Origin of the sequence: Xenophilus arseniciresistens (assembly GCF_028023875.1) — a bacterium.
GTDB classification, from domain to species: Bacteria; Pseudomonadota; Gammaproteobacteria; order Burkholderiales; family Burkholderiaceae_C; genus Xenophilus; species Xenophilus arseniciresistens.
In genome coordinates, this window is sequence record NZ_JAQIPB010000006.1 from 19,188 (window position 1) to 35,067 (window position 15,880).

Annotated in this window: 15 protein-coding genes; 12 read left to right on the top strand and 3 right to left on the bottom strand. The window is 67.1% G+C overall.

Features of this window, described 5'->3' with window-relative positions:
• Positions 1-104: 104 nt before the first annotated feature.
• On the top strand, positions 105-1,193 hold the full coding sequence (gene hppD, locus PGB34_RS12900; RefSeq protein WP_271428506.1) for a 4-hydroxyphenylpyruvate dioxygenase: 1,089 nt from the start codon (positions 105-107) through the stop codon (positions 1,191-1,193).
• A 20-nt stretch (positions 1,194-1,213) separates the two neighbouring features.
• Positions 1,214-2,128, top strand: a complete 915-nt coding sequence (gene phhA / locus PGB34_RS12905) for a phenylalanine 4-monooxygenase (protein WP_408647883.1) — start codon at positions 1,214-1,216, stop codon at positions 2,126-2,128.
• Between the two features lie 66 nt (positions 2,129-2,194).
• Here phhA and PGB34_RS12910 read toward each other — a convergent pair whose 3' ends face one another.
• Positions 2,195-2,899 (bottom strand): GntR family transcriptional regulator, encoded by a 705-nt coding sequence (locus PGB34_RS12910; RefSeq protein WP_271428507.1) that lies wholly within the window; start codon positions 2,897-2,899, stop codon positions 2,195-2,197.
• Between the two features lie 160 nt (positions 2,900-3,059).
• On the opposite strand from PGB34_RS12910, the gene PGB34_RS12915 reads away from it, so the two are divergent.
• The 10 genes from PGB34_RS12915 (at position 3,060) to PGB34_RS12960 (ending at position 12,479) form a co-directional block, all read left to right on the top strand.
• A complete protein-coding gene (locus tag PGB34_RS12915) occupies positions 3,060-3,908 on the top strand; it encodes an SDR family NAD(P)-dependent oxidoreductase (RefSeq protein ID WP_271428844.1) in 849 nt (282 codons plus the stop codon).
• Between the two features lie 46 nt (positions 3,909-3,954).
• The gene (locus PGB34_RS12920) at positions 3,955-5,163 is read left to right on the top strand and encodes an ABC transporter substrate-binding protein (RefSeq protein ID WP_271428508.1); all 1,209 of its coding nucleotides are present in this window, start codon (positions 3,955-3,957) and stop codon (positions 5,161-5,163) included.
• A 64-nt stretch (positions 5,164-5,227) separates the two neighbouring features.
• The gene (locus tag PGB34_RS12925) at positions 5,228-6,130 is read left to right on the top strand and encodes a branched-chain amino acid ABC transporter permease (RefSeq protein ID WP_271428509.1); all 903 of its coding nucleotides are present in this window, start codon (positions 5,228-5,230) and stop codon (positions 6,128-6,130) included.
• A gap of 5 nt (positions 6,131-6,135) precedes the next feature.
• A complete protein-coding gene (locus PGB34_RS12930) occupies positions 6,136-7,083 on the top strand; it encodes a branched-chain amino acid ABC transporter permease (RefSeq protein ID WP_271428510.1) in 948 nt (315 codons plus the stop codon).
• Entirely contained in the window at positions 7,080-7,847 is a 768-nt protein-coding gene (locus tag PGB34_RS12935; protein ID WP_271428511.1) for an ABC transporter ATP-binding protein, read from the top strand. The genes PGB34_RS12930 and PGB34_RS12935 overlap by 4 nt, the downstream gene beginning before the upstream one ends.
• Entirely contained in the window at positions 7,840-8,571 is a 732-nt protein-coding gene (locus tag PGB34_RS12940; RefSeq protein WP_271428512.1) for an ABC transporter ATP-binding protein, read from the top strand. Before PGB34_RS12935 ends, PGB34_RS12940 begins: the two co-directional genes overlap by 8 nt.
• A 38-nt stretch (positions 8,572-8,609) precedes the next feature.
• The gene (locus PGB34_RS12945; RefSeq protein WP_271428513.1) at positions 8,610-9,362 is read left to right on the top strand and encodes an SDR family NAD(P)-dependent oxidoreductase; all 753 of its coding nucleotides are present in this window, start codon (positions 8,610-8,612) and stop codon (positions 9,360-9,362) included.
• Positions 9,363-9,381: 19 nt separating this feature from the next.
• Complete coding sequence (locus tag PGB34_RS12950) at positions 9,382-10,131, top strand: SDR family NAD(P)-dependent oxidoreductase (RefSeq protein WP_271428514.1); 750 nt, start codon at positions 9,382-9,384, stop codon at positions 10,129-10,131.
• The gene (locus PGB34_RS12955; RefSeq protein ID WP_271428515.1) at positions 10,128-11,843 is read left to right on the top strand and encodes an FAD-dependent oxidoreductase; all 1,716 of its coding nucleotides are present in this window, start codon (positions 10,128-10,130) and stop codon (positions 11,841-11,843) included. The genes PGB34_RS12950 and PGB34_RS12955 overlap by 4 nt, the downstream gene beginning before the upstream one ends.
• An 18-nt stretch (positions 11,844-11,861) precedes the next feature.
• On the top strand, positions 11,862-12,479 hold the full coding sequence (locus tag PGB34_RS12960; RefSeq protein WP_271428516.1) for a glutathione S-transferase: 618 nt from the start codon (positions 11,862-11,864) through the stop codon (positions 12,477-12,479).
• Positions 12,480-12,573: 94 nt separating this feature from the next.
• Here the strand turns inward: PGB34_RS12960 and argG are convergent, their stop codons facing one another.
• Together argG and PGB34_RS12970 are read right to left on the bottom strand one after the other, a co-directional pair.
• A complete protein-coding gene (argG, locus tag PGB34_RS12965) occupies positions 12,574-13,911 on the bottom strand; it encodes an argininosuccinate synthase (protein ID WP_271428517.1) in 1,338 nt (445 codons plus the stop codon).
• A 144-nt stretch (positions 13,912-14,055) separates the two neighbouring features.
• Positions 14,056-15,879 carry a hybrid sensor histidine kinase/response regulator gene (locus tag PGB34_RS12970; RefSeq protein ID WP_271428518.1) on the bottom strand — a complete coding sequence of 608 codons (1,824 nt, stop codon included), beginning with the start codon at positions 15,877-15,879 and terminating at the stop codon, positions 14,056-14,058.
• Position 15,880: the final 1 nt, after the last annotated feature.

Below are 15,880 nucleotides of genomic sequence, written 5' to 3' on the forward strand. Positions count from 1 at the left end.
TTGGCCAGCACTTGCCGTGCCGAAATTTGCAGGAATTGTGCGCCTGCAAAAGCCAACAATGCGTCCATTCCCCACCCCACTTCCTGCGAGACCGGAGACAGCAAATGGCCGACCTGTTTGACAACCCCATGGGCCTGTGCGGCTTTGAATTCGTCGAATTCGCATCGCCCACGCCCGGCGTGCTCGAGCCGGTGTTCGAGGCCCTGGGCTTCACGCTGGTGGCCAAGCACCGCTCCAAGAACGTGCTGCTGTACCGCCAGAACGGCATCAACTTCATCGTCAACAACGAGCCCAAGAGCGAAGCCGGCTACTTCGCGGCCGAGCATGGGGCCTCGGCCTGCGGCCTGGCTTTTCGCGTGAAGGATTCGCACAAGGCCTACAAGCGCGCGCTGGAGCTGGGTGCGCAGCCCATCGAGATCGCCACCGGCCCCATGGAGCTGCGCCTGCCGGCCATCAAGGGCATCGGCGGCGCGCCGCTGTACCTGATCGACCGCTTCGAGGAAGGCAAGTCGATCTACGACATCGACTTCGAGTGGATCGAGGGCGTGGACCGCAACCCCGCGGGCCACGGGCTGATGGAGATCGACCACCTGACGCACAACGTCTACCGGGGCCGCATGGGCTTCTGGGCCGGCTTCTACGAGAAGCTGTTCAACTTCCGCGAGATCCGCTACTTCGACATCAAGGGCGAATACACGGGCCTGACCTCCAAGGCCATGACCGCGCCCGACGGCAAGATCCGCATCCCGCTGAACGAAGAGAGCAAGCAGGGCGGCGGCCAGATCGAGGAGTTCCTGATGCAGTTCAACGGCGAAGGCATCCAGCACATCGCGCTGATCTGCGACGACCTGCCCGCCGCCGTGGACAAGCTGGCCATGGCCGGCGTGCCCACCGCCACCGCGCCCAACGACATCTACTACGAGATGCTCGACAAGCGCCTGCCGGGCCACGGCGAGAACGTGCCCGAGCTGCAGTCGCGCGGCATCCTGCTGGACGGCACCACCGAAGACGGCACGCCGCGCCTGCTGCTGCAGATCTTCTCCACGCCCATGCTGGGCCCGGTCTTCTTCGAATTCATCCAGCGCAAGGGCGACTACAGCCAGGGCTTTGGCGAGGGCAACTTCAAGGCGCTGTTCGAATCGCTCGAACGCGACCAGATCCGCCGCGGCGTGCTGGAAACGACGGAAGCCTGAGACGTTCTGCAGCCCTCGCCATGCTGAATCTCATGGAAGCGCCCGGCTCCGACACCGCCAAGGCCAAGCATGGCCTGGCCGGTGGTGCCACGCCGGAGCGCCCCGACTGGACCATCGACCAGAGCTGGGAGCAGTACACGGCGCAAGAGCATGGCGTGTGGAAGACGCTGTTCGAGCGCCAGACCAAGCTGTTGCCCGGGCGCGCCTGCGACGCCTTCGTCGATGGCATGCGCAAGCTGCCCATCGGCGCCGACGAGATCCCGGACTTCCGGCGCCTGTCTGAGGTGCTGATGAGGAAAACGGGCTGGCAGGTGGTGGCCGTGCCCGGCCTGGTGCCCGACGAGGTGTTCTTCGAGCACCTGGCCAACCGGCGCTTTCCTTCGGGTCAGTTCATCCGCAAGCCGCACGAGCTGGACTACCTGGAAGAGCCCGACGTGTTCCACGACGTGTTCGGCCACGTGCCCATGCTGATGAACCCGGCGATTGCCGACTACATCCAGGCCTACGGCCAGGGCGGGCTGCGGGCGAAGGAACTGGGCGTGCTCGACAAGCTGGCGCGCGTGTACTGGTACACCGTCGAATTTGGCCTGCTGCGCCAAAAGGACGGGCTGCGCATCTACGGCGCGGGCATCGCCTCGTCACGCACCGAGACCGTGTTCTCGCTGGACGATGCCTCGCCCAACCGCATCGGCTTCGAGCTCGAGCGGGTGATGCGCACGCACTACCGCATCGACGACTTCCAGGAAAGCTACTTCGTGATCGACGACCTGGATTCGTTGATGGAGCTGGCGAGCATCGACTTCGCGCCGCTGTATGCGCGCGTGCGCGACGGCGTGGAGTACCAGCCCGGCGACGTGCTGCCGACGGATTCGGTGATCACGCGCGGCACGGGCAGCTATCACGCGCAGCGGCGCGTGGCAAAAGCCGGGAGCTGAACGACAGAGGCTGCTGCTTCTTCGGCCAGAACACGAAAGGGCAGCCCATGCAGGCTGCCTTTTTTCTCAGCGCTTAGGGGGCTTGGCGCCAGGGGCATCGACGCCACCGGCAATCAGCTTCTCGTAGTTGCGGCGCAGGATCAGGCCGGCGTAATAGACATGCTCGCGCATCAGTTGCTCGGCACGCAAGGCGTCGCGTGCGATCACGGCTTCGATGATGCGGTGGTGGTCACCGTGCGAACGCAAGATGATGGGGTGGTCGTCCCACAGGATGATTCTGTCCGAGGCGAAGGGAATGTTCTGCGCCTGCTCCGCAAAGCGGTTCACCCAGGGGTTGCCCGAGGCTTGCAGCAGCGTGTCGTGGATCGTCACGTTCATCTGCTGGTAGGGCTCATGGTCCTCGGGCCGCAACTCGCCGCGCGACAGGATGCGGTCTCCATCGGCCAGCGCCTGCAGCAGCCGCTGCCGCTGCTCTTCGGTCAGGCCACGCGTGGCGGCATTGCGGCAGGCCAGGCCTTCGAGTACGGCGCGCACCTCATAGGCGGCCGCAATGGCCTCCATGTCAAAGGCGCGCACCAGATACCCGCGCTTGGGCTGGTGGTCCAGCAGCCCCTCGTTGGCCAGGGTGCCAAGGGCTGAGCGCACGGGCGTTCTGGACACGCCCAGCTTTTGCGCCAACGGAATTTCCTCCAGCCGCTCACCCGGTTGCAACTGGCCGTGAAGGATCCAGTTGCGCAGCGTTTCGGTGACGTCCTGGGCCAGCGTTCTCATCCCTTTTTGCTCCGCTTGAGGTTTGGTCAAGTATACATAGAGGCTCCGTTTTAGCCTTTGATTCGGGTTAATACCGAGATATCTACCTATTCATGTATACATAATCGCCGCCGTTGCGCATGTTGCGTGATTCAGATTTCAAGAAGGACAGAGCGTGGATATGGCACATGCCGCACTGGAAGCCGGCGGCGGCTGGTTGGGTTTGAAGGACTGTGTGTGCGTCGTCACGGGGGCAGGTGGCGGCATTGGCTCGGAAGTGGCCGTGCAACTGCTGGCAGCCGGCGCGCGCGTGGCGCTGCTGGACCGCGACAGCGCACGTCTGGTGCAGATTGCCGGCAGCCTGGATACATCGCCCGGGCGCGTGATGACGCTGGCCTGCGACGTGACCGACGCCGCCAGCATCGAAGCCGCGGCTCAACAGGTGAGCCAGGCCTGGGGCCCGGCGCAGCTGCTGGTGAACAACGCAGCCTCCCTCTATGCCGACGCGCTGATGGACATCTCCATCGACAAGTGGAACCAGCTGCTGCAGGTGAACCTCACGGGCTACTTGCTGTGCGCCCAGGTCTTTGGCCGCCAGATGATTGGCAACGGCGGCGGTGCGATGGTGCACATCGCCTCCATCTCGGCCAGCATCCCTCAGCCCTACAGCGGTGCCTACAGCGTCAGCAAGGCGGGCGTGAAGATGCTGTCGCAACTGCTGGCCGTGGAGCTGGGCGAGCACGGCGTGCGCAGCAACGTGGTGAGCCCCGCCATGATCCGTACGCCCATGAGCGAGGGCATCTACCAGAACCCGGCCGTGCGCGAGCGCCGTGAGCAGATCGTGCCGGCAGGCCGCATCAGCACCCCGCAGGACATCGCCGGCGCGGTGCTCTTCCTGGCCAGCGAGCGGGCCAGCTACATCAGCGGCCAGGAGTTCCTGGTCGATGGCGGCCTGACCCAGGCCTGGCTGAGCCTGATCCCCCGTCCCGGTTTCGAAAAAAGCGACTCGGCCGCACAGCCGGCGTCCTGAAAGCCCGTGTTCCCGTTCCCCCCGCACCCATAAACAGGAGACTTCCTTGAAACCCGTCAAGACCTTGCTCGTGGCCGCCGTGGCCGCGCTTTCAGCCCTCAGCGTTCAGGCGCAGACCGACCCTGGCCTGAGCGACAAGAGCATCAAGATCGGCATGTTCGGCCCGCTGTCGGGCAACTCGATGGCCTACGGCTTCGACGTGATGAACGCGGCCAAGATGTACTACGACAAGATCAACAAGGAAGGCGGCATCCACGGGCGCAAGATCGAACTGGTGGTCGAGGACGACCGCTGCAACGCCAACGACCTGCTGGCCGCCGTGAAGAAGCTGACGGAGCAGGACAAGGTCTTCGCGCTCAACGGCGGCTCCTGCTCGGCGGCAGTGGTGGGCGCGCGTGAGTACGTCGAACGCTCGCAGATCCCGCTGGTGATGCTCAACGCCTCGGGCGACGGCGCGCTGTATCCGCCCTCGAAGTACATCTACGGCGCCTTCTCTATCTCGCAGCGCGCGGTGGGCGGCTCGATGGTGCAGTTCGCGGCCGAACACCTCAAGGGCAAGAAGATCGGCTACATCAACCACGACGATGCCTATGGCGGCTGGAACCTGGAAGCGGCCGAGTTCCAGGCCAAGCAGCTGGGCGTGAACCTGCAGGTGCAATCGGTGGCACCCAACCTCACGGACGTGACGGCGCCGATCCTCAAAATCCGCGCCGCCAATCCCGACGTGCTGCTGATCACCACCTATGCGCGTCCCGTGAGCCTGCTGGTCAAGAAGGCGCAGGAGCTGGGCTGGACCAAGCCCATCGTCATTGCCGTCAACGGCACGGCCGATCTGAAGCAGCTGGTGGAAAACGTGGGCAACAAGGACGCGTTCAAGAACGTGTACCTGCAGGAAGTGATGGCCGACGTGGCCGGCGGCCCCAAGCTCAAGTGGGTGTACGACATGTACAAGAGCTACTACCCCGAGCTGGCCGCCAAGCCCGGCTATCCGCAGACCTACATGCCCTACGGCATCCCGTCGGCGATGACGGTGGTCAACGCGCTCAAGGCCGCAGGCCCGCAGCTCACGCGTGAGAAGTTCCTGACGGCGCTGTCGCAGACCAAGTTCGAATCGAACGTGATGGCCGGCCCGATCGAGCTGACGCCCACCGACCACGCAGGCCAGAAGTCGGCCATCTACCTGAAGTTCGACGGCACGAACATGGCGGCCGTGCCCGGCGCCTACCGCAGCCTCTGGACCTACCAGCCCAAGTAACCCACCCGGAGGAACGGGGCCGGTCCGCGAGCGCATCCTCTCGCGGGCCGGTCCCCGCAACGCTATGAGTCTCAGTGAAATCTGGCTGTTCCTGCAGCAGGGCCTTCTGTCCGGTCTGGTGACCGGCAGCGTCTATGCGCTGCTGGCCATCGCCATCGTCGCCATCTTCAAGACCACCGACGTGCCCAACTTCGCCCAGGGCGAGATCTTCATGATCGGCGGCTACGTGGCCTTGTCGCTGCTGCTGATCGCCGGCTGGTCGTATGCGCTGGTCATTCCCGTCACCGTGGTGGCGGTGGCCGTGGGTGCGGCGCTGTTCCAGCGCGTGGTGATGGAGCGCGTGACGCACTCCAAGGGCGTGGGCCCGCAACTGGTGATCGCCACGCTGGGGCTGGCCTACGCGCTCAAGGGCCTGGTGCGGCAGACCGGCCTGGGCGACACGCCGCGCTCGCTGCCGTCGCTGGTCTCCAACGAGCCCGTCCTCATCGGTGACGCCTTCCTCACCCGACTGGACGTGGCGATCTTCCTCGCTTCGCTGGTCGCGATGATCCTGATCTACCTGATGTTCAGCCACACGCGCATCGGCAAGGCCATGCGTGCGGTGGGCATGAACCCGCGCGCCGCGCAGATCGTGGGCATCCGGCTGTCGCGCATCCGAATGCTGGTGTGGGCCATGGCCGGCGTGATCTCCGCGCTTGCCGCGCTGCTGATCACCCCCAAGATCCTGATCACGCCGGACATTGCGCACATCGCGATCCTGGCCTACGCGGCGGCCATCGTCGGCGGCTTCACCAGTCTGCCCGGCGCCGTGCTGGGCGGTTTGATCATCGGCATCGTCGAGAACCTGGTGGGCCTGTTCATCTCGACCAACGCCATCGTCGTTGCTCCCTTCCTGGCCATCCTCGTGACGCTGATCGTGCGTCCGCAGGGCATCCTGGGCGGCAAGCCCCAAGTCAAGAAAGTATGAAAAACATGACCCGCGATCACTGGGCGCTGGCGGCCGCCGCGCTGGTGCTGCTCGTTCTTCCTTTCACTGTGTCGGGCTACGTCCTGTACGTCGTCAACCTGCTGATGGTCTTCGTCGTGCTGGCGCTGGGCATGCATGTGGTGATAGGGGAGACCGGCCAGTTCGCCCTCGCACATGCCGCGTTCTTCGGCATCGGCATCTACACCGCAGGTCTCATCAACACGGCCTGGCATCCGCCCTTCATCGTTTCCATCTTGGCCGGCGGCCTGCTGTCGGCCGTGCTGGGCTACCTGATCGGCTACCTCGCGCTGCGCATGCGCGACATCTATCTGGCGCTGGCGACTTTCGCCTTCGGCGAGGCCATGCAGTGGGTCTTCCTGAGCTGGGAGAAGGTCACTGGCGGCTCCAACGGCATGCGCATGGATCCGGCCGAACTGTTCGGCTACAAGCTGACGAACGATCTGCAGGCCTATCCCTTCGTCATCGTGCTGGCCGCGCTGATGCTGTGGCTCACCGTGGCGCTGGCGCGCTCGCAATACGGCTCGTCGCTGCGCGCCGTGCGCGAGAGCGACGTGGCCGCCATGGCCATGGGCATCAATGTCAAGGCCATGAAGCAAAGCGCCTTCGCCATCTCGGCGGCCTTCGCCGGCATCGCGGGCGGCATGTACACGCTGTTCACCTCCTTCATCCATCCGGAGAGCCTGGGCTTCCAGACCACCATCCTCGTGCTGACCATGGTGGTGGTGGGCGGCATGGGCTCGGTGCGCGGTGCCGTGGCTGGCGCCATCGCCTTCGGCCTGATCTCCGAACTGCTGCGCCAACTCATGTCGGTGCAGGAAATCATCTACGGCCTGATCCTCATGGGCTTCATGATGTTCAAGCCCAAGGGCCTGTTCGCCGACCGCAACCGCCGCGCAGCGCGCCCGGTCGAGCCCCAGGAGGCGCAGGCATGAGCGGCCATCGTCCCTTCCTGGAGGTTTCGGGCATCACGGTGCGCTTCGGCGGCCTGGTGGCCGTCAACAACCTGTCCTTCGAAGTGCAGCGCGGCTCGATCCACGCGCTCATCGGTCCCAACGGGGCCGGCAAGTCGACCACCTTCAACTGCATCTCGCGCTACTACCAGCCCACCGAGGGCCGCATCGTGGTCGATGGCGAGGACGTGACGCACCACGCGCCCACGCGCATGGCCGGCATGGGCATTGCGCGCACCTTCCAGAACCTGGAGCTGTTCGGTGAGCTGAGCGTCTACGAGAACGTGTTGCTGGGCTGCCATTCGCACAGCGCCAACACGCTGGGGCGCCTGCTGCGCCGACCCAGCGGCGAGATCCGCGACCTGGTGGACAGCCTGATCGAGCGCGTCGGCCTCATGCACGACCGCGACACTCGCGCCAAGGAACTGGACTTCGGGCACCAGAAGCTGCTGGAGATCGCGCGTGCGCTGGCGCTCAAGCCGAGGCTGCTGCTGCTGGACGAGCCCGCCGCCGGCCTGCGCAACCGCGACATCGAGAACCTCGACCGCCTGCTGACCGAGCTGTCCGAAAAAGACGGCATCACGGTGCTGCTGGTCGAGCACGTGATGCAGCTGGTGATGTCGATCTCCGACCGCATCACCGTCATGTCCTTCGGTCAGAAGATCGCCGAAGGCACGCCCAAGGAGATCAGCGAGAACCCGACGGTGATCGAAGCCTACCTCGGCAAGGGAGCCGCGCATGTCTGAGCAATCCACGAAACCGCTGCTGGAAGTGCGCGGCGTCAGCGCGTCGTATGGCGCGATCCAGGCCCTGTCGGGCGTGAGCCTGGCCGTGCCAGAGGGCGCCATCGTCGCGCTGCTGGGCAGCAACGGCGCAGGCAAGAGCAGCACGCTCAACGTCATCTCGCACCTGATCAACCCCACGGCTGGCGAAGTGCACTTCGCCGGCGAGGCGATCCATCGCCTGCCGTCGGACGAGATCGTGCGGCGCGGCCTGGTGCAGGTGCCCGAGGGCCGGGAAGTGTTCAAGGACATGAGCGTGCGCGAAAACCTGGAACTGGGTGCCTTCCTGCGCCGGGACCGGGCCGCAATGGCAGATGACCTGGACAAGGTTTTCACGCTGTTCCCGCGGCTCAAGGAGCGTGCCGAGCAGCGCGCCGCCACGCTGTCGGGCGGCGAGCAGCAGATGCTGGCGATCGGGCGCGCGCTGATGTCGCGGCCGCGTCTGATCATGTTCGACGAACCGTCGATGGGCCTGTCGCCGCTGCTGGTGGAGCAGATCTTCGAGGCCATCCAGCGCCTGAACCGCGAACAGGGCCTGACGATCCTGCTGGTGGAGCAGGACGTGCGCCTGGCCCTGACGGTGGCCAGCCACGCCTACATCCTGGAGAACGGCGAGATCTCGCTGCAGGGCGCGTCGGCGCAGCTCATGAACGACCCGGCCGTGCGCCGGGCCTACCTGGGCGTCTGACGCCCGGGCTTTCTCCCATTGATTGCAGGAGCATCGGAATGGATCTGTTGAAGGACAAGCTTGCGCTGGTCACTGGCGCGGGCGGCGGGCTGGGGTCGGCGATCTCGCTCGGCTTTGCGAAAGAGGGCGCACGTGTGATCGTGGCCGACGTGGACACCGCACGCGCGGACGCCACCGTGGCGAAGATCACCGCCGCCGGCGGACAGGCCTGGAGCGTGGCCGTGAACGTGTGTGACCGCGCCGCCGTGCAGGCCTGCGCGGCGGAGCTGGAAAGCCGCCTGGGCCCGATCGACATCCTGATCAACAACGCCGGCATCTCGGGCCGCGCGCGCATCGACGATCCCAACGCCACCGAGGTGTGGGACCGGCTGATCGACGTGAACCTGCAGGGCCTGTTCAACGTCACGCACGCCTTCGTGCCCGCATTGAAGAAGACGCAGGGCTGCATCGTGAACCTGTCGTCCATCGTGGCCTTCGTCAGCGGCATCTCTTCGGCCGGCTACATCGCGTCCAAAGGGGCGGTGCGTTCGTTCACGCAGGCGCTGGCGCGCGACCTGGCACCGGCCGGCGTGCGGGCCAATGCCGTGGCGCCGGGCCTGATGCTGACCGAGATGGTGGCGCCGCAGCTGGCCGTGCCCGGTGGCACGGACTGGTACATGAAGCGCGTGCCCATGGCGCGAGGCGGCGAGGTCGAGGAGATCGTGGGGCCGGTGGTCTTCCTGTGCTCGGCCATGGCCAGCTATGTGAATGGCGTGGTGCTGCCGGTCGACGGCGGCTTCCTCTCCGCCTGAAATGGGAGTCATCGGAAACATGGACAACAACAACAGCAGAAGCGGCAAACCGATCGCGATCGTCACCGGTGGTGCCGGCGGCATGGGCCTGGCCACGGTGGAGCGCCTGGCCCGCGAGGGCTACAGCGTCGTGATGGTGGATCGCGACGAAGCGATGGCCACGCGCGAAACCGAGCGGCTCCAATCAGCCGGCCTGGATGTGCAGTGCCGCGTGCTCGACCTGACCGACGAGGCCGCCGTGCGTGGCCTGGTGCAGTCGCTGCCGCCCGTCAGTGCGCTGGTCAACAACGCGGGCATCTTCGATGAGCGCAAGTTCATGGAAGTGGCCAACGCCGATTTCCGCCGTGCCTACGAGGTCAATCTCATCGCCGTGGCGACGCTGACGCAGGAGGTGGCCAAGACCATGCCCGAGGGTGGGCGGATCGTCAACATCGCCTCGCGCGCCTACCTGGGTGCCAAGAACCATCCGCACTACGTGGCTTCCAAGGCGGCCGTGGTCGGCTACACGCGCGCCAGCGCCATGGAGCTGGCGCACCGCGGCATTCTGGTGAACGCCATCGCGCCGGGCCTGATCGACACACCGATTCTGCGGGCGCTCACGCCCGAGCGCCTGGCTGCGCAACTGGCGCTGCAGCCCACGGGCAAGGCGGGCCGGCCGGAAGACATCGCGCAGGCCGTGGCCTTCCTCGTGTCGCCGCAAACCGGCTTCATCACGGGCCAGGTGCTGTTCGTGGATGGCGGCAAGTCACTGGGTGGGTCGGGCGCATGACACAGGAAAACTGGGACGCCGAGTACGACGTGGTCGTGATCGGCGCGGGCGCCGGCGGCATGGCCGCGGCGCTCACCGCGAAGATCGAAGGCCTGAGCGTGCTGCTGGTCGAGAAGACCGACCGCGTGGGCGGCTCTACGGCGGTGTCGGGCGGGGCCGTATGGGCACCGCTGAACGCGCAGTCCGAAAAGGTCGGGCACCCCGACAGCTTCGAGAAGGTGTGGACCTACATGCGCAACACGGTGGGCGATGCCGCCCCGGCCGCGCTGCAGGAAGCCTACCTGCGCGAGGGCGCGGGCATGGTCGACTACTTCGAGAAGCACACGGCCGTGCGCCTGGTGGCGCGCAGCTACTCGCCCGACTACTACCCCGACCGTGAAGGCGCTGCGATGGGTGGCCGCTCGCTGGACCCGGCGATGTTCGACGGCCGCGAGCTGGGCGCAAAGTTCAAGGAACTGCGCGACCCGCTGCCCGAGTTCATGGTGCTGGGCGGCATGATGATCACGATGACCGATGCCAGGCACCTGCTGGCGGTCACGAAGTCCTTCAAGTCCTGGCGCGAAGGCATGAAGCTGGTGCTGCGCTACTTCGGCGACCGGCTGCGCGGCTATCACCGCGGCACGCGCGTGGTGCTGGGCAATGCGCTGGCGGCACGCCTGTTCAAGAGCGTGCTGGACCACAGGATCGACTATTGGCTCGGCACGCCGCTGCAGAAGCTGGAGCGGGTCGATGGCGCCGTGACCGGCGTCGCCGTGACTCGCCAGGGGCGGACCCAGCGCGTGAAGGCGCGCCGCGGCGTGGTGGTGGCCACGGGGGGCTTTCCCTGGGGCGAGGCGCTGCGCAGCGAGCAGTACCCGCAGCCCAGCGGGCCGTGGTCGATGTCCCCGCAGGACAACCGCGGCGAAGGCATCACGCTGGCGCGCGAGGCCGGTGCGGTGCTGGGCCAGGGCCACACCAACCCCGCCTTCTGGGCGCCGGTGTCGGTGCTGCAGCGGCCCGACGGCAGCGTCACGCGCTACCCGCACCTGGTGTGGGACCGCGCCAAGCCCGGCCTGATGGCCGTCAACGGCGCCGCCCGGCGCTTCGTCAACGAATCGACCTCGTACCACGAGTTCGTGCGAGCCATGTACCACTCGCACCAGACGGTGCCGACGATGCCCGCCTACCTGATCTGCGACCACGACTTCATGGAAAAGTGGGGCATGGGCCTGGCGCTGCCCGGCGGTCGCCCGCGCGAGCACCTGGTCAAGGCCGGCTACCTCAGCAAGGCGCCGACGCTGCGCGCGCTGGGCCAGGCACTGGGCCTGGACGGTGCGGCGCTGGAGGCCACGGCCGCGCGCTTCAACACGCTGGCCGAGCAGGGCCGCGACGATGACTTCGGCAAGGGCAGCACTGCCTACAACCGCTACCTGGGCGATGCCGACCACCAACCCAATCCCTGCCTGGGGCCGCTGCGCAAGGCGCCGTTCTATGCGGTGAAGGTGGTGGCGGGTGACATCGGCACGGCCGTGGGCATTGCGTGCAATGCGCAGGCCCAGGCGCTGGACGACGCCGGCCGGCCGATCCGGGGGCTGTACATGGCCGGCAACGACATGCATTCGGTGATGGGCGGCGAGTATCCTGCGCCGGGCATCACACTCGGCCCCGCGCTGACCTTCGGCTGGATAGCCGGCCGCCATCTGGCGCAGCAGGCGGCTGCCCACGATCAATGAACGGACCACTGAATTGCCATGCAGATCTTTTTCTCTCCTTTTTCTCCCTATGTGCGCAAGTGCCTGGTGACGGCCCATGAGCTGGGCCTGAGCGATCGTGTGCAGCTGCTGCCCTCGAACGCCAACCCGGTCACGCGCGACCAGGACATCATCGCCAAGAACCCGCTGGGCAAGGTGCCGACCTTCATCACCGATGACGGCGTCGTGCTGTACGACAGCCGGGTGATCTGCGAATACCTGAACGAGATGGGCAACGGCTCGCTGCTGCCTTCCGGCGGTGCCGCCCGCTGGGACGCGCTGACCTTGCAGGCCCTGGCTGACGGCATCCTCGACGGCGCGCTGCTCGCCCGCTACGAAGATGTGGCGCGCCCTGAAGCGCTGCGCTGGCCCGAGTGGCGCGCGGCCCAGCTGGACAAGGCGCAGACCTCGCTGGCCCACCTGCAAGCCCATCCCGCGCTGCTTGCGCCCGGGCGGGTGGACATCGGGACACTCACCGTCGCTTGCGCGCTGTGGTATTTGGACCTGCGCTTTCCCGACTTCGGATGGCGCGAGCGCTTTGCAGCGGTGGCGGCCTGGTACGAGAGCTTCTCCCAGCGTCCCTCGCTGCAGGCAAGCTGGGCCTTGCCACCGGCTTGAGGGCAGCGCCCCATCGCCATGAAAAAGGCGACCTCGCGAGGTCGCCTTTTTTGTGGCTGCCTGGGCCCGATGCCGGGCCCGGGCGCGCAACTTCTCAGTGGCGCTCGTCCTTGATCTGCGGCAGCTCCGTGCCTTCGGGCTTGGCCAGCAGGCCGGTGGCCACATAGGTCGCCAGCTTGGCGCGCGTGTCGACGATGTCGAGGTTGCGCATGGTCAGCTGGCCGATGCGGTCGGCGGGGGAGAAGGGGGCGTCTTCGACCTTTTCCATCGACAGGCGCTCGGGCGCGTAGGTCAGGTTGGGCGAGTCGGTGTTGAGGATCGAGTAGTCGTTGCCGCGGCGCAGTTCCAGCGTCACTTCGCCGGTCACGGCGCGGGCCACCCAGCGCTGGGCGGTCTCGCGCAGCATGATGGCCTGCGGGTCGAACCAGCGGCCCTGGTAGAGCAGGCGGCCCAGCTTCAGGCCGTTGATGCGGTACTGCTCGATGGTGTCTTCGTTGTGGATGCCGGTGACCAGGCGCTCGTAGGCGATGTGCAGCAGCGCCATGCCGGGGGCTTCGTAGATGCCGCGGCTCTTGGCTTCGATGATGCGGTTCTCGATCTGGTCGCTCATGCCCAGTCCGTGGCGCCCGCCGATGCGGTTTGCTTCTTCCATCAGCGCCACCAGGTCGCTGAAGCTCTGGCCGTTCAGGGCGACGGGGCGGCCTTCCTCGAAGCGCACCGTGACTTCCTCGGCCTTGACCTCGACCTCGGGCTTCCAGAAGGCCACGCCCATGATCGGGTTGACGATGCGGATGCCGCTAGAGAGCTCCTCCAGGTCCTTGGCCTCGTGCGTGGCGCCGAGCATGTTGGAGTCGGTGCTGTAGGCTTTTTCCACGCTCATCTTGTAGTCGAAGCCGTTGGCGATCAGGAACTCGCTCATCTCTTTGCGCCCGCCCAGCTCGTCGATGAAGCTCTGGTCCAGCCAGGGCTTGTAGATCTTCAGCGAGGGGTTGGTCAGCAGGCCGTAGCGGTAGAAGCGCTCGATGTCGTTGCCCTTGAAGGTGCTGCCGTCGCCCCAGATGTTGACGTTGTCTTCGCGCATCGCGGCCACCAGCATGGTGCCCGTGACGGCACGGCCCAGCGGCGTGGTGTTGAAGTAGGTGACGCCACCGGTGGAGATGTGGAAGGCGTTGGCCTGCAGCGCCGCGATGCCCTCGGCCACCAGTTGCTGGCGGCAGTCGACCAGGCGCGCCTTCTCGGCACCGTAGGCCATGGCCTTGCGCGGGATCTCGTCGTAGTCGGGCTCGTCGGGCTGGCCCAGGTTGGCGGTGTAGGCGTAGGGCTGGGCGCCCTTTTTCTTCATCCACAGCAGGGCGGCGCTGGTGTCCAGGCCGCCGGAGAAGGCGATGCCGACCTTCTGGCCGGTGGGGAGGGATTGCAGGATGGTGCTCATGGTGCTCGGGAAAGTAGACGGCGCGTGCATCGCGGGCCGGCGCGCCGCGCCCCCGGATGCGAAACCCGAAATTGGACCATAGAAAAGGGCCGCATTCGGCATGCGGGGGCCTTGGGGTAGCCAGGCCTGGCGCGGAACGGGGTCTCAGAACCCCGGTTCGGGGTCGGGCTGCACCGCCGCAGCGGGCGCCACCAGCCCATGGGGCACCCGTTCGGCCAGCGCCTGCATCAGGGTGTGGGCTGCCACGGGCTTGAACAGCACGGGCAGGCCGCTGTCGTGCACGCGCTGCAGGCGCTGGGCGTCGGTTTCGCCGGTGATCATCAGCACCGGCAGCCCCAGGCCCGGTGCCAGGGCCTGCAGGCGCTGCGCAGCGGCCAGGCCGTCCTGGCCTTCGGCCAGCCGCCAGTCGCACAGCAGCACGTCGAAAGGCTGGCCTTGCGCCTGCGCATGGTCCAGTGCCGCGCGGGCCTGCGTCTCGTCGGTCACCAGCGTGACGGCGATGCCGAAGGCCTGCATCAGGGCCTGCATGGCCTCGCGCACCTCCAGCTCGTCGTCCAGCACCAGCACGCGGGTGGGCAGCGGGCCGGCCGGGGGCGGGCAGGCGGATTCGGTCTCGGGCGCCTGGCTGCGGGCCGCTGCGGCCGGCAGGCACAGGCGAAAGCGCGTGCCCCGCCCGGGCCGCGAATGCAGCTGCAGCGGGTGCGAGAGCAGCAGCGAAAGCCGCTTGACGATCGACAGGCCCACGCCCAGGCCGCGCGAGCGGTCGCGCCCCGGGTTGTCGACCTGGTAGAACTCGTTGAACACCAGCGCCGCGTGCTCCGGCGCGATGCCGATGCCCGTGTCGTACACCTCGACCCAGACCTGCGGCCCGCGCGCGCGGGCGCTCACCAGCACGCCGCCCTGCGGCGTGTACTTGATGGCGTTGTCGATCAGGTTGGCCAGCAGGCGGTACAGCAGCTGTTCGTCGCCGTGGACCCACAGCGCGCTGGGGCGCACGCGCAGCTGCAGGCCGCGTTTGCGCGCCTGCAGCTCGAACACCTCACCGAGCCGGCGCAGCAGTGGCTGCAGCGGGCGGGGCTGCGGCCGGGCATGCACCACGCCGGCGTCGAGTTGCGAGATGTCGAGCATGGCCTCGAGCGAGGCGTTCAGCGTGCCCACCGCGCCCATGAGCCGGCGCGCGATGGCGGCGCCAGGCTGGCTCTGCAGTTCCTGCTGCAGGGCCGTGCCGAACAGGCTGATGGCATGCAGGGGCTGGCGCAGGTCGTGGCTGGCCGCGGCCAGGAAGCGTGTCTTCTCGGCGCTGACGCGCTCGACGGCCTGCATCTGCTCGCGCAGCTGGTCGGCCAGGGCCTCCTTTTCGAAGCGACCGCTCAGGGCCTCGATCAGCAGCCGGTTCTGCAGCCGGGCGAAGTACAGCGAGGTGGCCAGGTAGATCAGCGCGCAACCCGCCAAAAAGATGTGCATCAGGTCGCCGTACCAGGCCAGGGCACTGGCCAGGCCCAGGCTCATGGGCACCGCAAAGCACAGCGTGGAAGGCCAATGCGCCGACATGGCCGCCATGCCGCCGGCGATCAGGCCCAGCATGACCAGCATCAGCAGCGTGGTCATGGGCAGGTCGGCCCCGCCCAGCAGCAACCAGGGCGCCAGGCCCCAGACGATGCTGTACATCAGCAGCTCGCGCGAATGCACGCGCGCCCAGTGCGCGCTTCGTCGGGCGGCCTGGGGGTCGCGGTGGTAGGCGCCCATCACGGGGTAGCGCAGCGTCTGCACCAGATGCGCCAGCAGCCACACGCCCACCAGCGGGTCGCCCAGGCGCCACCAGAACAGGGCGCCCAGCAGCCAGGCGACCAGCGTGTCGGCCAGCGTGGAGGCGCCGATGTTGGCATAGAGCATGGCCACCTGCTCGCGCAGCACGCGCGCGGCCATGGGCTCGGCGCCGGCGGGCGGCACGGGCTGGGCGGCTTCCATC

Bases quoted from the DNA above. Each gene is read 5' to 3' on its own strand.
- hppD (WP_271428506.1), top strand. From the start codon at position 105: ATGGCCGACCTGTTTGACAACCCCATGGGCCTGTGCGGCTTTGAATTC.
- phhA (WP_408647883.1), top strand. From the start codon at position 1,214: ATGCTGAATCTCATGGAAGCGCCCGGCTCCGACACCGCCAAGGCCAAG.
- PGB34_RS12910 (WP_271428507.1), bottom strand. From the start codon at position 2,899: ATGAGAACGCTGGCCCAGGACGTCACCGAAACGCTGCGCAACTGGATC.
- PGB34_RS12915 (WP_271428844.1), top strand. From the start codon at position 3,060: ATGGCACATGCCGCACTGGAAGCCGGCGGCGGCTGGTTGGGTTTGAAG.
- PGB34_RS12925 (WP_271428509.1), top strand. From the start codon at position 5,228: ATGAGTCTCAGTGAAATCTGGCTGTTCCTGCAGCAGGGCCTTCTGTCC.
- PGB34_RS12930 (WP_271428510.1), top strand. From the start codon at position 6,136: ATGACCCGCGATCACTGGGCGCTGGCGGCCGCCGCGCTGGTGCTGCTC.
- PGB34_RS12935 (WP_271428511.1), top strand. From the start codon at position 7,080: ATGAGCGGCCATCGTCCCTTCCTGGAGGTTTCGGGCATCACGGTGCGC.
- PGB34_RS12940 (WP_271428512.1), top strand. From the start codon at position 7,840: ATGTCTGAGCAATCCACGAAACCGCTGCTGGAAGTGCGCGGCGTCAGC.
- PGB34_RS12945 (WP_271428513.1), top strand. From the start codon at position 8,610: ATGGATCTGTTGAAGGACAAGCTTGCGCTGGTCACTGGCGCGGGCGGC.
- PGB34_RS12950 (WP_271428514.1), top strand. From the start codon at position 9,382: ATGGACAACAACAACAGCAGAAGCGGCAAACCGATCGCGATCGTCACC.
- PGB34_RS12955 (WP_271428515.1), top strand. From the start codon at position 10,128: ATGACACAGGAAAACTGGGACGCCGAGTACGACGTGGTCGTGATCGGC.
- PGB34_RS12960 (WP_271428516.1), top strand. From the start codon at position 11,862: ATGCAGATCTTTTTCTCTCCTTTTTCTCCCTATGTGCGCAAGTGCCTG.
- argG (WP_271428517.1), bottom strand. From the start codon at position 13,911: ATGAGCACCATCCTGCAATCCCTCCCCACCGGCCAGAAGGTCGGCATC.
- PGB34_RS12970 (WP_271428518.1), bottom strand. From the start codon at position 15,879: ATGGAAGCCGCCCAGCCCGTGCCGCCCGCCGGCGCCGAGCCCATGGCC.